This is a genomic window from Deinococcus sp. JMULE3 (assembly GCF_013337115.1).
In the GTDB taxonomy this organism is placed as follows: domain Bacteria; phylum Deinococcota; class Deinococci; order Deinococcales; family Deinococcaceae; genus Deinococcus.
Map to the genome: position 1 here is coordinate 2,317,559 of NZ_SGWE01000004.1, position 15,674 is coordinate 2,333,232.

Genomic DNA, 15,674 nt, shown 5'->3' on the forward strand with positions numbered 1-15,674 from the left:
AGGGCGTGTTTGTTCCCGTCGTGATGGTCATTCCGTCCCGCCCGCAGGGGTGGACGCCTGACGCAGGTGTCCACGCGGGGGCCCGATGAAACTCAGCCGCCTGCCGCCCGGCTTCGCGCTCGACACCGCCGCGCAGGGCCTCGCGCTGCGCGAGGAGGCCGTCACCGACGTGCGCCGCGAGTGGACGGACGACGGCTGGCACGCCGAGGCGACTGTCACCGACGCGGGCGTGCCCTACCACGCCACGGTGGACCTGCTGCCCCCGCCGGACCCGCAACTGCGCGGCAGTTCCTGCACTTGCGGGCGCTACCGCTGCCGTCACGTGGCCGCGCTCGTGCTGGCGACCGACCCGCCCGCCGGGCCGCGCCCCGCGCCCCGCGACGCGGCCGACGGTGGCAAACCCGCCCCCGCCGAGGAACCCCTGGACGCCCGCACGCAGCAGTGGCTGGCGTCGTTCACGGACACCCGCAGCCCCAGCCGCGGCCGTCAGTTCGAACTGCGCTACGTGCTGCGCTTCCTGCCGCCCGGCTCGTCGGCGGGGGGGAGGCGCGTGGCGCTGCAACTCCTGCGCGTGCCGCTGCGCGGCGAGCAGCCGGACGTGAAGGGAGCTGAACGCTACCCGCTGCCCCGCAACCTCAGCAGCGCGCCCGCGTTCGTGCGCCGCGACTCGAACCTCCTGCGGCTGCTGGAAATGGCGACCACCGCCACGCACGAGCCGGGCCGCTGGCAGGAGGAACTGCACGCCCTGACCGACCACCCCGCGGCGGACCTGCTGCTGGAGCACCTGCTCGGCAGCGGCCGCCTGTGCTGGGAGCGGCCCGAGCAGCCCCTCACGCGCGGTCCGGACCTGAGCGGGCAGCTGGCGTGGCTGAGCGACCCGCGCGGCGGGCAGACCCCCGCCGTGCACCTCCCGGACGCGCCGGACGCGCAGCTGCTCCCGGTCGCGCCCCCCTGGGCGGTGAGGCCCGCCGCGCTGACCCTCTCGCGCGTGCAGACCGACGCGCCCGCCGAGGTCACGGCCCGCTTCCTGTCCGGCCCGGTCCTGCCGCCCGCGCAGGCCGTCGCGCTGGCCCACGCGATCACCGCCTCCGGCCTGAACCTGCCCATCCCGCAGACCGTGCAGGTCCGCGAGGAACGCCTGCCGTACACCCCGCAGTTGCACCTGCTGGCGCGCGAGGCCACCCACCACGCCTTCAGCGGCGCGCGGCACACCGTCACGCTCCCACTGGCAGAACTCCGGCACGCCTACGCGGGCCTCACCGTTCCCGACGACCACGCAGGCACCGGCCCCGCCGTCTTCCGGAACGGCGTCCTCACCCGCGTCACCCGCGACCCCGAAGCGGAACGCGACGCGGCCCACACCGTCGCCCTGAGCGGCTTCATGCTCCTCGAGGACGCCTACGGCCACGAGTACACCGTCCCCGGCGGCGACCACCTCCTCACCCTCGGGGACGACGACGCCTGGATGGCCTTCATGCGCGCCGGGCGCGAGGACCTCGAAGCGCAGGGCTTCACCATCCACGTCCACCCGGACTTCCCGCTGAACTTCGCGGAGATCACCGACTGGTACGGCGAGACTGACGACTCCCACGGCGGCTGGTTCACCCTCGACCTCGGCATCGTCGTGGACGGCCAGCGCCTCAGCCTCATCCCCATCCTCGCCGACCTGATCGCCCGCCAGCCGCAACTGTTCACCCCCGAAGCCCTCGCGGAACTCAAGGACGACGAGGTCCTGCACGCCTCCCTCGGCGACGGCCGCCGCGTCGCGCTGCCCGCCGGACGCGTCCGCGCCATCCTGGGCGTCCTCGTGGAACTCAACCTCCGCGACCTGCCCCCCGGCCCGCTGCGCCTCCCACTCCTCGACGCCGCCCGCGTCGCCCAGCTGGAAGAAGCCGTGCAGGCCCGCTGGCTCGGCGCCGAACGCCTCCTCGACCTGGGCCGCCGCCTGCGCGACTTCCGGGGCGTGCAGGACATCACCCCCCGCAGGGCCTGCGCGCCGACCTGCGCCCCTACCAGCGCCAGGGCGTCGCGTGGCTGCAATTCCTGCGAGAGTACGGCATGGGCGGCATCCTCGCCGACGACATGGGGCTGGGAAAAACCGTAATGACCCTGTCGCACCTGCTGCTGGAGAAGGAATCGGGCCGCGCGGACCGGCCCAGTCTGGTGATCGCGCCGACCAGCGTGATCGGCAACTGGCAGGCGGAAGCGGCGAAGTTCACGCCGGACCTGCGGGTGCTGACGCTGCACGGCAAGGACCGCCGCGCGCAGTTCGCGCGGATTCCCGAGCATGACCTGATCCTCACGACGTACCCGCTGCTGCCGCGCGACATCACGGAGTTGGGGGCGTTCGAGTACCACCTCGTGATCCTCGACGAGGCGCAGAATATCAAGAACACCCGCACGGCCGCCGCTAAGGCCGCCGGGAGCCTCAGTGCCCGGCACCGCCTCGCGCTGACCGGCACGCCGCTGGAAAACCACCTGGGTGAGCTGTGGTCGCAGTTCAACTTCCTCGCGCCGGGCCTGCTGCACGACGAGAAGACGTTCCGCGAGTTGTACCGCACGCCCATCGAGAAGCGCGGCGAGGCGTCCCGCCGTCAGGCGCTCGCCGCGCGCGTGCGCCCGTTCATCCTGCGGCGCGAGAAACGCGACGTGGCGCGCGAACTGCCCCCCAAGACCGAGATCCCGGTGCGCGTCACGCTGGACGGCGACCAGCGTGACCTGTACGAGACGGTGCGCGTCACGACCGAGACCCGCGTTCGCGAGGAACTCCGTGCGCGCGGCCTCGCCCGCAGCACCATCGCCATCCTCGACGCCCTCCTGAAGCTGCGGCAGGCGGTCACCGACCCGCGCCTCGTGAAACTCGACGCGGCGCGCGGCGTGCAGAACAACGCCAAGTTCGACTGGCTCCAGGCGCACCTCCCGCAGATGATCGAGGAGGGAAGGCGCGTCCTGATCTTCAGCGGCTTCGCCACGCTGCTGCGCCACCTCGAGGACTGGCTGCGTGAACAGCGCATCCCGTACTCCATGATCACCGGCAGCACCCAGGACCGTCAGGGCCAGATCGACGCGTTCCAGAACGGCAAGACCCACGTGTTCCTGATCACCCTGAAAGCCGGGGGCGTCGGCCTGAACCTCACGGCGGCCGACACCGTCATCCACTACGACCCCTGGTGGAACCCCGCAGCCGAGGAGCAGGCCACCGACCGCGCCTACCGCATCGGGCAGGACAAACCGGTGTTCGTGTACAAGCTGATCGCCGCCGGCAGCGTCGAGGAACGCATCCTGGACCTGCAGGCCCGCAAGGCGTCCCTGGCGCGCGGCATTCTCGACGGGGGTCTCAGCGACGCCACCCAGCTCACGTCCGCCGACCTGGACCGCCTGTTCGCGCCGCTGGAGGACGAGGACGGCGACCTGCCCGAACGCAGCGGGGTCGAGCAGGTCGGGTAAACCCGCCCCGACGGTCCGGGAGGGTGTCGCGCCGCGCGGCCCCTCCCGTTTCCGTGCTTCGCGGTCACGTGCCGGGCACGGCGTGGTCACGGGTGGAGGCGTGTCATGAGGTCCGACTCCGCATTCACGGAGCCTCAGGGGACTGATCCATGAGTACCGTCCTGACCGCCGCTGCCCTCCGCCTCGGGACCGCCGCGCTGCTGCTCGCGCCGCCCGCCTGGGACCGCCTCTGGCCGACCGATTGGACCGACCTGCTGACCGCACCGGGGCAGCTCGTGTGGCTGCTGGAGACGCTGCCCACCGACGACCTGCCTCCCGAACATGTACCACTGGCCGATCAGGCAGAGGACTGCTCTGCCGATGACTCCTGCGCCGGAAGGGGGGAGAGGTGACCCCGCGCGGACGACGAAAAACCCCCCACCCACAGGGGGCAGGGGGCATTGGGGCGAGGAACCTTAGTTGGTGTAGGTGACGTTCTCGTTGACGACGCCGGGGCGGGTGTCGTCGTAGCTGCGGTTGCCGGTCACGGAGTCCGTGCTGGTGCTGCCCTCGCCGTACTTCTCGAGGGTGCGCTCGTCGGCGACCTGCATGTCCCGCACCGTCTGGAGGCCCGTCCCGGCGGGAATCAGCTTCCCGAGGATGACGTTCTCCTTCAGGCCGATCAGGTCGTCGACCTGGCCCTTCATGCTGGCCTCGGTCAGCACGTGGGTGGTGTGCTGGAAGCTCGCGGCGGACAGCCAGCTCTTGGTGGTCAGGCTGCTCTTGGTGATGCCCAGCAGGACGGGCTTCCAGGAGCTGGGGGTCTGGCCTTCCTCGAGCAGGTCGTTGGCCTGGTCGACTTCCCAGCGTTCCACGGTCTGCCCTTCGAGCAGTTCGGTGTCGCCGCCGTCGGTGATTTCGACCCAGCGGAGCATCTGGCGCACGATGACTTCGATGTGCTTGTCGTGCACCTTCACGCCCTGGCTGCGGTACACGCGCTGCACTTCTTCCACCAGGTAGCGCTGGGCGGCGTCGGTGTCCTTGTACAGCAGGAGGTCGTGGGGGTTGATGGCGCCGCGCGTGAGGGGCTGGCCGGCTTCGACGCGGTCGCCGTCCTTGACGATCATGCGCAGGCCCTTGCTGATCTTCATGGCGGTCTTGCTGCTGTACTGGTCGTCGTCGGCCTCGATGCGCACGAGGTAGCGTTCCTCGTCTTCCTCGATGCGCACGACGCCGTCACGGTCGGCCACGGCCGCGCTGGTCTTGGGTTTGCGGGCTTCGAACAGTTCGATCACGCGGGGCAGACCCATGGTGATGTCCCCGCCGCCGCTGCCGGCGACCCCACCGGTGTGGAAGGTACGCATGGTGAGCTGCGTGCCGGGCTCGCCGATGGATTCGGCGGCGACGACGCCGACCGCTTCGCCCATGCTGACGGGCTTGGCCTGCGAGAGGTCGTAGCCGTAGCACTTCTGGCACACGCCGCTCTTGACGCGGCAGTTCAGGGGCGTGCGGATGAACACGCTCTGGAGGGCCTTGGCGTTCTTGGTGATCGCCTTGACGTCTTCCAGGCTGAGCATCTCGCCCGCTTCGATGGTGCGGCCGTCGACTTCCACGGCGTCGGACAGGGTCCGGCCGTAGATGCTGGTCTCGATCTCGCTGCTCTTGCGGGTGCGCCACTCGCCGGTGCGCTCGTCGGTCGCGCCCAGGGGCATGACGGTGTAGTCGGTGGTGCCGCAGTCCACGTCGCGCACGACGACCTCGTGGGCCACGTCGACCAGTTTGCGGGTCAGGTAGCCGGAGTCGGCGGTACGCAGCGCGGTGTCCGCGCCACCCTTACGGGCGCCGTGGGTGGAGATGAAGTATTCCAGCACCGACAGACCCTCGCGGAAGCTGGCGCGGATCGGCACTTCGATGGTGCTGCCGTCGGGGCGGGCCATCAGGCCGCGCATCCCGGCGAGCTGCGTGATCTGCTGCGCGTTACCACGGGCGCCCGAGAGGCTCATGATCCACAGGGGGTTGAAGGGGTAGTTCTTGCCGAAGTTGTCGAACATGGCGTTCTTGACTTCGTCCTTCGTGTCGTTCCAGAGCTGCACGACCTGCTTGTAGCGCTCTTCTTCGGTCATGAAGCCGAACTCGAAGTTCTGCTCGATCTCGGCGACCTTGGCGTCCGCTTCGGCCAGGATTTCGGTCTTGGCGGGCGGGATGACGATGTCGTCGATGCCGATGGTGATGCCGGAGGTCGTGGAGAGCTTGAAGCCCGCGTCCTTCAGGCCGTCGAGCAGCCCGGCGGTCGCCTCGATCCCGAGGTGCTTGAAGCACGCCATGACCATGTCCTTGAGGTGGTCCTTCTCGTAGGCGGTCTCGAGGTTCACGAGGGTGTCCACGAGGTGCGCCTGCAGGCCCAGGGCTTCCTGCACGATCCGGCGGAACATCACGCGGCCCGCGCTGGTGTCGTAGGTGACGCCGTTGAGGCGGATGCGGACGTAGTCCTGGTGGTCGATCTCGCCGCGTTCGACGGCCATGATGGCCTCGTCGGGGTTGCTGAAGATGTACTTCAGGCGGCCGGGGCTGGTTTCCTGACCGGCGACGACGATGGGGCTGTTCAGCGCGACCTTCCCGCCTTCGAGGGCGGCCAGGGCGGCCTGCTCGTCAGCGAATTCGCTGCCCGCGCCGAGGTTGTCCTTGCGCAGCAGGGTCAGGGTGAAGATCCCCAGGATGATGTCGCGGCTGGGTTTGACGTTCGGTTCGCCGTTCGCGGGGGACAGCAGGTTGTGGGCGCTGAGCATCTGGATGCGCGCCTCGGCCTGCGCCTGGGCGCTGAGGGGGACGTGGATGGCCATCTGGTCGCCGTCGAAGTCGGCGTTGAAGGCTTCACAGACCAGCGGGTGCAGCTGGATGGACTGACCTTCGACGAGCACGGGCTCGAAGGCCTGGATGCCCAGTCGGTGCAGGGTGGGCGCGCGGTTGAGCAGCACGACCTTGTCCTCGATGACCTCTTCCAGGGCGTCCCAGACGCTGTCGCGGGTGTCGCGGTAGCGTTCGAGCATCTTGCGGGCCTGCTTGATGTTCGTGACCTCGCCCTTCTCTTCGAGGACCTTGAACAGGAAGGGCTTGAAGAGTTCGAGCGCCATGCGCTTGGGCACACCGCACTGGTGCAGTTTCAGCTGCGGGCCGACCACGATCACGCTGCGGCCGGAGTAGTCCACGCGCTTCCCGAGCAGGTTCTGGCGGAAGCGGCCCTGTTTCCCACCGAGCAGGTCGGTCAGGGAACGCAAGGACCGGTCAGAACCGGGGTTGGTGACGGGGCTGCCGCGGCGGCCGTTGTCGATCAGGGCGTCCACCGCTTCCTGAAGCATGCGCTTCTCGTTGCGGATGATCATGTCCGGCGCGCCCTGGCTCATGAGCTTCTTCAGGCGGTTGTTGCGGTTGATCAGGCGGCGGTACAGGTCGTTCAGATCCGAGGTCGCGAAGCGGCCGCCGTCCACCTGCACCATCGGACGCAGGTCCGGGGGCATGACGGGCACGGTGTTCAGGATCATCCAGCTGGGGTGGTTGCCGCTGCGCTTGAACGCGCGGGTCACTTCCAGGCGCTTGCGGGCCTTGGCGCGCTTGTGGCGGCTGGAGTCCTTCATCATCTCGTTCAGTTCGACTTCCAGCTGATCGAGGTCGAGGTCGTCGAGGAGTTCCTTGACGGCCTCGGCGCCCATCTTGGCGTCGAAGTCGTAGGACTCGATGACGCGCACCTGCTTGCGCACGAGGTCGATCTCGATGCGGCCGCTGATCTCGCTGCGCAGGTCGCCGCCGTCGGCGAGTTCGTCACCGGGCTCGACGCGGTCGCCGTTCACGACGAGGGGCTCGTCGTTGTACGCGTAGACCTTCGCCTTGCTGACGATGATGCTGGCGGGGTTGTGCAGGGTGATGGTGCCGTCGGCGTCCGCGACGATCTCCTCTTCCTTGTCGATCGCGCCCACGACCTTCTGGCCGCGCTTGACCTCGCTGCCGTCGCCGATCAGGACGTGCATGGTGGGGTTGATGGGGTACTCGGCGCGGCGCGTCCAGTGCGCCTTGACCTGCACGTCACCTTTCTTCTTGGGGAAGGTGACGCCACTCAGGCGGCTGTCGCGGCTGACGCGCAGGCGGGTGCCGCTCGCGGCGTCGGCCAGGGCGGCGCCGGCCTCGACGATCTCGCCGTGCACGACCTGCACGTTCATGCCGTGCGGGATGTACACGCGGGCCAGGACCTCACCGCTGGGGGTGCCTTCCTCGTCCACGCCCTCGCGCAGCTCGACCATGACGCTGTCCTCGCCCATCTCGTGCAGCACGACGGTGCCGTCCACGGGCGCGGTGATCTGCACGTCGCTTTCCAGCTCGGCGAGGATCTCACCGGCGCGGAACGCGTCCTGCTCGACCAGCGCCTCGGCGGGCACGGGCAGGGTCGCCTCGACTTCCTCGCTGTACGCGATGATCGCGCGGCGCGGGAAGCGGTACTGCGCGAGGCCGTCCATCTTGCTGACGACGTTGCCGCCCAGGATCTGGCCGCGCGTGACGTACTCGCCGTCGCGGATCTCGGCGTCGGTGCCGTTGGGGATGGAGTACGTTTCCTGACGGCCGAAGCGCAGTTCACGGTACTCGTCGTCGCTCAGCAGTTCGCCGCGCTTGAGGGGACGGCCGTCCTTCTGGGCGTTGCGGGGATCGGTGACCAGGAAGGAGCTGAAGTACAGCACCTTCTCCAGCTGACCGGCGCTCAGGTCGAGCAGCGTGCCGATCTTGCTGGGGGTGTCCTTGACGTACCAGATGTGCGCGGCGGGCGTCGCCAGGTCGATGTGACCCATGCGGTAGCGCCTGACCTTGCTGCTGGTGACTTCCACGCCGCAGCGCTCGCAGACCTTGCCCTCGTAGCGCTGACGCTTGTACTTCCCGCAGGCGCACTCGTAGTCCTTCTGCGGCCCGAAGATACGCTCGTCGAACAGACCTTCACGCTCGGGCTTCAGGGTGCGGTAGTTGATGGTTTCGGGCTTTTCAACCTCGCCGAACGACCACTCGCGGATCTTCTCCGGGCTGGCGATGGCGATACGAACTTTGTTGAAATCTTTCATTGAGACTCCTGGGTTGGGAGGCTTGGACTGTGGGTCTAAGGGTCTGAAGGTCAGGGGGTCTAGGGCCTGAGCGCGGAATTCTCCTGACTCTTGGACCTTTCGACCCTTAGACGGCGCGAATCAGCGCGCCTCAGCGCTTGGGCATCATGCCTTCGAAGATGTCGACGGCCTTGTCGCCGTTGTCGAGCACTTCGACGTCGAGGCCCAGCGAGTGGAGTTCCTTGACGAGCACCTTGAACGATTCGGGGATGGTGCTGCCCGACACTTCTTCGCCCTTGACGATGCTCTGGTACGCGGCGTCGCGGCCGTCGATGTCGTCGGACTTGATGGTCAGCATTTCCTGCAGGACGTGCGCGGCGCCGTACGCTTCGAGCGCCCACACTTCCATCTCCCCGAAGCGCTGGCCGCCGAACTGGGCCTTCCCGCCGAGGGGCTGCTGGGTGATGAGGCTGTAGGGGCCGGTGGAGCGGGCGTGCAGCTTGTCTTCCACCATGTGGTACAGCTTCATGACGTACATGGTGCCGACCACGACGGGGCCGCTGATGGGTTCGCCGCTGCGGCCGTCGTACAGGACGCTCTTGCCGGTGCGGCTGAGTTCCATCTGGGATTTCTCGTAGTCGCCGCTGGTGTCGCTGATCACGCCGAGTTTCGCGGCGCGGTCGAGCACCTGCTGCTCGCGCTTGTCGAGTTCGAAGCCGTCGTCCTTGTTGCGCTGGATGCGTTCGGCGGCGGCCACTTCGAGCATTTCCTTGATGGTCGCCTCGGTGACGGAGTCGAAGACCGGAGTCTCGAACTTCTGGCCGGTCAGGCGGGCCACTTCACCCAGGTGGGTTTCGAGGATCTGCCCGAGGTTCATGCGCGAGGGCACGCCCAGCGGGTTGAACACGAGGTCGACGGGGGTGCCGTCTTCGAGGTAGGGCATGTCCTCGGGGGCCATGATCTTGGAGACCACGCCCTTGTTCCCGTGGCGGTTGGCGACCTTGTCGCCCACCTGCAACTGGCGTTTCTGGGCCACGTACACGCGGACCATCTCGCGCACGCCGGGTTTGAGGTCCACGCCCTCGTCGCCGCGGCGGAAGCGGACGGTCTTCACGACGATGCCGCCCTGGCCGGACTGCACGCGCAGGCTGGTGTCCTTCACTTCGCGGGCCTTCTCACCGAAGATCGACCGCAGGAGGCGCTCTTCGGGGGTGGGTTCGCTTTCGCCCTTGAAGCTGGTCTTGCCGACGAGGATGTCGCCGGGTTTGACTTCGGCGCCCACGCGGACGATGCCGTCCTCGTCGAGGTCGCGCAGCGCGGCTTCAGACAGGCCGGGGATGTCGCGGGTGATCTTCTCGGGCCCGAGCTTGGTGTCGCGCGCCTCGATCTCGTCCTTCTCGATGTGCACGCTGGTGTAGAAGTCCTTGCGGACCAGACCCTCGCTGATGCAGATCGCGTCTTCGAAGTTGAAGCCGTCGAAGGGCATGATGGCGATCGTGATGTTCTGACCCAGCGCGAGGCGGCCGAGGTCGCTGGCGGGACCGTCGGCGATGACCTGACCGGCGCTCACCGTGTCACCGATGTCCACGATGGGGTGCTGGTCGAGGTTGGTGCCCTGGTTGCTGCGCGTGAAGCGCACGAGTTCGAAGGTGCGGACGTTGCCGACGCTGTAGCCGATGGCGGGCGCGTCCTCGGTCAGGGTGACCTGGATGTTGCGGGCGTCCACGTACGTCACGCGGCCCGTCACGTCACTCACGACGCTGGTGCCGCTGTCGGTCACCACGCGGCGCTCGACGCCGGTGCCCACGGCGGGGCTGTCGGCGCGCACGAGCGGCACGGCCTGCGACTGCATGTTCGAACCCATCAGGGCGCGGTTGGCGTCGTCGTGCTCCAGGAAGGGAATCAGGGACGTGTTGATGGACACGATCTGCTTCGGGGACACGTCCATGTAGTCCACTTCTTCCGGGGTGTACCACAGCGGGTCGCCCTTGCGGCGGGCCAAGACGCGCTCGTCACTGAAGGTGCCGTCGTCGTTCAGCGGGCTGTTCGCCTGCGCGACGGTGTAACGGTCCTCGATGTCGGCGGTCATGTAGATCACGTCGTCGCTGACGCGGCCACCCTCGACCTTGCGGTACGGGGCCTCGATGAAGCCCAGGTCGTTCACCTTCGCGTAGGAGGCGAGCGAGGAGATCAGGCCGATGTTCGCGCCTTCGGGCGTCTCGATCGGGCAGATGCGGCCGTAGTGGGTACGGTGCACGTCACGCACGTCGAAACCGGCGCGTTCGCGGGTCAGACCGCCCGGCCCCAGCGCGGAGATACGGCGCTTGTGGCGCAGGTCCGACAGGGGGTTGGTCTGGTCCTTGAACTGCGAGAGCTGGCTGCGGCCGAAGAATTCGCGCATGGCCGCCACGATGGGGCGGTTGTTCACGAGTTTCGTGGGGGTCGCGGCGTCGGGGTTGCCCAGCAGCATGCGCTCGCGCACGCCACGCGCCATGCGGCCCATGCCGACGCGCAGCTGGTCGGCGAGCAGTTCGCCCACGGTGCGCACGCGGCGGTTGCCGAGGTGGTCGATGTCGTCCTCGCCCACGGGCACGTCGTGCAGCACGCCGTCCGCGTCGGCCATGCTGACGGTCTCGCGGCCGTACTGCAGCGCCATCAGGTAGCGGATGGTGTCCACCAGACCGGCGTCCGTGAACTTGCCGTCCTCGAAGTTCAGCAGGGTGCGCTCCTGACGCTGCACGCCCAGCTTGGTGTTCATCTTGAAGCGGCCGGGTTCGCCCAGGTCGTAGCGGCGGGGGTCAGCCAGCAGCCCGTACAGGTACTGGATGGCCTTGTCACGCTTGGGCGGATCGCCGGGCCGCAGTACCGTGAACAGGCGCAGCAGCGCCTCGTCGGCGCCCATGCCCGCGCTCTTGTCCTCGGGGAGTTCCAGGTCCGGCTCGAATTCCGTGAACAGCGCCTTGAGGCTGGCGTCGTCGTACCCGAGGACGCGCAGCAGCATCGCCACGGGGAACTTGCGCTTGTTGACCTTCATTTCCAGGATGCCGCCCGCGAACTCCAGTTCGATCCAGGGGCCGCGCTTGGGCATGGGAATGATCGCGCCGGTGTACATCTTCTTGATGCCCTTGTAGGACGAGGTGAAGTACACGCCGGGGCTGCGGTGGATCTGGGAGATGATCACGCGGTCCGCGCCGTTGATGACGAAAGACCCGTCCTCGGTCATCAGGGGCAGGTCACCCAGGAACACCTGGTCTTCCTTGATCAGGCCGCTGTCCTTGTGGATCAGCTGCAGCTTGGCGTACATGGGCGCCTGGTAGGTGACGTCCTTCTCGCGGCATTCCTCGGGGTGTAGGGCGGCTCGCCCAGACGGTACTCCAGGAAGTCCAGCACTAGGCCCGTCGAGCGGCCCTTCTCGGTCTCGTCGATGGGGAAGACTTCCTTGAAGGCGCTCTGCAGCCCGACGTTCTCGCGCCCGTCGGGGGCCCGGTCGGCCTGCAGGAAGGCCCTGAAGGAGTTCACCTGAATCTCGGTCAGGTTGGGAAGCGGAATCACGTCCGCGATGTCACCGAATCGCTCGATGCGGGGTCCTTTACCGGTCAAACTCATGTCCACCTCGCACGCCCTCTTGTGGTTCACACGCGTTTCCGGGGTGGAGAAACGACGCGTCCGGGAATCGCGGCCCCCCGTGTGTCGTGGGCGCGTTCCCTGGAAAGTGAATTAGTTTTGCAGACCCGTTCGCCGCAAAGAACTCCTGATCCGACCCATCATGGTCAGCACAGAGCAGTATACGCCCGTCCGGCATGACCGGTCAACGGGCGCCGCCATATGAAGCGGGCGCGGGTGATGGCGCGAAGTATGCCGCACATCCCCCCCGGAATCAATCCACCCTGAACCTCAGCCGGACTTCACGTTGATGGGCAGGAACGCCCGGTCGCGCCCCGTAGCATGGGAGACGTGGACGCCCTGCAACCCTACCTGCCCTTCCTGCTGAACCTCCTGCGCCTGCTGGCGATCATCGGCCTGATCCACGCGATCGTCACGCGGCAGCAGGTGTACTGGATCGTCATGCTGCTGTTCGGCGCGCTGTTCGGCGGCCTGTTCGGACTGGCGTTCGCCGCCGTGTACACCTTCATGGTCCTGATCCCCGCCGCGCGCGGGGGTGGCCGCGTGGCCGGACAGGCCGTCGCGCGCGGCGTCGAGGCCCTCAAACCCCTCGACACCCGCATCCGCGAGGCGCACGAACGCCTGACGGAAAGCGACACCCTCCAGCACCGCGCCGACCTGGCCGCCCTGCAGGCCCGCGCGGGCCGCCCGGACGACGCGCAGGCCACCCTCGCGCCCCTCCTGAGCGGCATCTACGCCGACGATCCGGTCGTGCTGCTCACCAGTGCCGAACTGGACCTCGCCCGCAGTGACTTCAGCGCCGCCGAGGACAAACTCACCCGCGTGGACCTGCGCACCAGCGCCGCCACCCGCACCCGGACCCTCACCCTGCTGGCGCAGGCGCAGGACGCCCAGGGCAAACCCGACGCCGACCAGACCTACCGCGACGCCATCACGGGCGCCACCACCGAGGAACCCCGCGCCCGCTACGCCGCGTACCTCATCCGTCAGGGCCGCGCCGAGGACGCCCGCGCGCTGCTCGACCAGATGGCGAAGACCGAATCGCGCGCCACGAACCTCTACAAACGCCAGGAACGCGAGTGGTTCCAGATGGCTGCCGGGCTGCGCAAAGAGATGAAGTGATCGCCGCGCCGGTCTACCTGTACGACCTGCCCAGCCCGCAGCGGCCCGCCCAGATCCGGCGGGTGGAAGGCAGCCAGACGATCTGGACACTGCCCATTCCCGCCGAACTATCCCGGCAGTCCGCGCAGCTGGGGTTGGGGCGGCTGTGGGTCGGCCTGTGCCCCACGGGCAGCGTCATCGCGGCGTCCGCGTGCGAGACGTGGCAGCTGAACCCGGATACTGGCGCGCGCCTGAACAGCTGGCCGGGCGAACTGTGGACCGCGCAGACCGACGCGGTGGTACTCGTCACCGAGCGGTCCAGATCCTTCGACACCATGGACGTGTTCACCTTCCAGGCGACCGTCGTGCAGGCCACCGGGCCGCGCGCCGTGACCGGTCAGCTGGGCACCCGGCCCGACTGCGGTGGGTTCGATGTGCTGGGCCTGCGCTGGATGGGGGAGACCCTGCGCCTGAGCGCCCGCGACAGCTGCGGCCTCTGGACGAAAACCTTCGGAGGGGCGCCCTGACGACTCCGGAGCAGGGCATCACCGTGGTGACCGAGCTGAGTGCCGTCCGCGTGCCCGTCGGCGTGACCGGGGCAGGGGAGTGGGTGTACCTCGCGCGGGAAGGAGGGTGGTCGTCGCTGACTGACTCGCCCCCGGTCTTTCTCGTCACGGTGTTGCAGCAGGGGGCCGCATTTCACGCCGATCTGCGGAGTCGGCTGGTCGCCGTGGGCCTGAGCCCGGCGCTGGCCGATACTCTCCAGGTCGATTCGAGTATCCGGCTGGGCCTGACCTGGCCGACGGAGTTCTGGCAGCAGGCGGCCCTGGACTGGCTGGAGCGGGAAGGCGGGGGCGAGGCGTTTGTTCTTGAGCTGGAGGCCCTCGTGCACACAGGCGGGACGCAGCGGATTCGTCACACCGCCCGGCGAATGGGACGGGCGGCTCGACAGCAGACACGCGAATAGGCCATCTTTATTACCCGGATAATATTGCCTCCCTGCAATTTACCCGGATAAAATCGGGGCATGGATGCTGACGCGACCTTCACCACCTTCGACGGCCCCACCCGCCGTCTGACCGCGCCCCTCGCGGACACCCTCACCCTGCTGCACGCCGGGCCGCGCGCGGGCCTGCTGACCTTCGACGACCGCACGGGCCGCAGCGTGGATTTCGACCTGAGCGGCACCCTGGACGAGGTCCTGGCCCGCCACCTGCCGCCCGAGCCGCGCAGCGGGCCGGGTCGCCCGAAACTGGGCGTCGTGTCACGCGAGGTGTCGCTGCTGCCCCGGCACTGGGAGTGGCTTGAACGCCAGCGGGGCGGGGCGTCCGCCGCGCTGCGCCGCCTGATCGACGAGGCCCGAAAAGCCGACCCGGACGGTGAACGCCGCGCGCAGGCCCAGGCGGCCACCGACCGCTTCCTGGGCGCGGTGGGCGGGGACCTCCCGGGCTTTGAGGCCGCCACCCGCGCGCTGTACGCCGGGCAGCGCGTCGCGTTCGAGGCCGCGCTGGCCGCGTGGCCGCCGGACATCCGCACGCACGCCCTGTACCTCGCCGCGCCCGCTTTCGGGGACGTATGAAGCACACGCCCCGCCCCGGCATCTACCGCGTGCAGCACGTCGCGTCGGGCCGCAGCCTGATCGGCGGCAGCGTGGACGCTCCCGCGTACCTGAACCGGGTCCGCTTCGAGTTACAGCTGGGATCGCACCGCACGCCCACCCTTCAGCGAGACTGGACGCAGCACGGCGAAGCGGCCTTCTCGTTCGAGGTGCTGGACGACCTGAAGCCCGGTCCGGCGGGCGGCATGGACCCGGACGACCTGGAGGAACTGCTCGCGTTATGGCTGGAGAAACTGCACCTGTCCCCCCGGCAGCGGTACTGAACCCCCGCGCGCCCGCGCCCGAGCTGGCGGCGCTGGCGGATCACCCGGACGCGGCGGTCCGCGCGCAGGTGGCGCGGCACCCGAACACGCCCGCCGCCGTGCTGGGCATCCTTGCCACCGAGTTCCCGCAGGTCGTCCTGGCGAACCCGGCGCTGCCGCTGCTGCGACTGGCCGACCCGCACCTGCTGCGCGAATGGCCGGACGGGGCGTTCCACGCACTGCTGCGCCTGCCCGACGTGCCCGCGTGGGTCCGCACGCACCTGATCCGCCACGGACGAACGGAACTCCTGATCCCGCTCGCGCAGCACCCTGCCCTGCAGGAAACGGAGGTCCTGGCCCTGGCGCGGCACGCGGCGTGGCTGGTCCGCGCCCGGATCGCCGCGCGTCCCGACCTGCCCCCCGACCTGCTGGCCGCCCTGGCCGCTGACCCGGATTACGGGGTGAGGCTGGCCGTCGCGTCCCGCCCGTCGCTGCCTGCCGGGGTGGCGGCGCTGCTCCGCGAGGACCCGTCGCGCTTCGTGCGGCAGGTCGCCGAGCAGGCCCACCCGGCGGGGCACTGAAAAAACC

10 protein-coding genes and 1 pseudogene are annotated in these 15,674 nt (G+C 68.8%); 9 read left to right on the forward strand and 2 right to left on the reverse strand.

Annotation, left to right across the window (positions count from 1 at the left end):
* Window positions 1-85: 85 nt before the first annotated feature.
* The 3 genes from EXW95_RS20715 (at window position 86) to EXW95_RS14100 (ending at window position 3,839) form a co-directional block, all read left to right on the forward strand.
* On the forward strand, window positions 86-2,104 hold the full coding sequence (locus tag EXW95_RS20715; protein WP_254605622.1) for an SWIM zinc finger family protein: 2,019 nt from the start codon (window positions 86-88) through the stop codon (window positions 2,102-2,104).
* Window positions 2,059-3,447: a DEAD/DEAH box helicase gene (locus EXW95_RS20720; protein ID WP_254605624.1), complete on the forward strand. Its 1,389-nt coding sequence runs from the start codon at window positions 2,059-2,061 to the stop codon at window positions 3,445-3,447. The genes EXW95_RS20715 and EXW95_RS20720 overlap by 46 nt, the downstream gene beginning before the upstream one ends.
* Window positions 3,448-3,596: 149 nt before the next feature.
* Window positions 3,597-3,839, forward strand: coding sequence for a hypothetical protein (locus EXW95_RS14100; protein WP_174367981.1), 243 nt, complete (start codon window positions 3,597-3,599; stop codon window positions 3,837-3,839).
* A 63-nt stretch (window positions 3,840-3,902) separates the two neighbouring features.
* On the opposite strand, the gene rpoC is transcribed toward EXW95_RS14100, so the two are convergent.
* On the reverse strand, window positions 3,903-8,522 hold the full coding sequence (rpoC, locus tag EXW95_RS14105; protein WP_174367982.1) for a DNA-directed RNA polymerase subunit beta': 4,620 nt from the start codon (window positions 8,520-8,522) through the stop codon (window positions 3,903-3,905).
* A gap of 130 nt (window positions 8,523-8,652) precedes the next feature.
* Window positions 8,653-12,107 (reverse strand): annotated as a pseudogene (locus EXW95_RS14110) (DNA-directed RNA polymerase subunit beta).
* Window positions 12,108-12,446: 339 nt separating this feature from the next.
* On the opposite strand from EXW95_RS14110, the gene EXW95_RS14115 reads away from it, so the two are divergent.
* Genes EXW95_RS14115 through EXW95_RS14140 form a run of 6 tightly spaced genes read left to right on the forward strand, consistent with a single transcriptional unit; the run spans window position 12,447 to window position 15,667 of the window.
* Window positions 12,447-13,247 (forward strand): tetratricopeptide repeat protein, encoded by an 801-nt coding sequence (locus tag EXW95_RS14115; RefSeq protein ID WP_174367983.1) that lies wholly within the window; start codon window positions 12,447-12,449, stop codon window positions 13,245-13,247.
* Window positions 13,244-13,753, forward strand: a complete 510-nt coding sequence (locus EXW95_RS14120; protein WP_174367984.1) for a hypothetical protein — start codon at window positions 13,244-13,246, stop codon at window positions 13,751-13,753. The genes EXW95_RS14115 and EXW95_RS14120 overlap by 4 nt, the downstream gene beginning before the upstream one ends.
* 23 nt (window positions 13,754-13,776) lie before the next feature.
* Window positions 13,777-14,193, forward strand: a complete 417-nt coding sequence (locus EXW95_RS14125; protein WP_174367985.1) for a hypothetical protein — start codon at window positions 13,777-13,779, stop codon at window positions 14,191-14,193.
* Between the two features lie 60 nt (window positions 14,194-14,253).
* The gene (locus EXW95_RS14130) at window positions 14,254-14,805 is read left to right on the forward strand and encodes a DUF2239 family protein (protein ID WP_174367986.1); all 552 of its coding nucleotides are present in this window, start codon (window positions 14,254-14,256) and stop codon (window positions 14,803-14,805) included.
* Window positions 14,802-15,107, forward strand: coding sequence for a GIY-YIG nuclease family protein (locus tag EXW95_RS14135; protein ID WP_174367987.1), 306 nt, complete (start codon window positions 14,802-14,804; stop codon window positions 15,105-15,107). The genes EXW95_RS14130 and EXW95_RS14135 overlap by 4 nt, the downstream gene beginning before the upstream one ends.
* Window positions 15,065-15,667 (forward strand): hypothetical protein, encoded by a 603-nt coding sequence (locus EXW95_RS14140; protein ID WP_174367988.1) that lies wholly within the window; start codon window positions 15,065-15,067, stop codon window positions 15,665-15,667. Before EXW95_RS14135 ends, EXW95_RS14140 begins: the two co-directional genes overlap by 43 nt.
* Window positions 15,668-15,674: the final 7 nt, after the last annotated feature.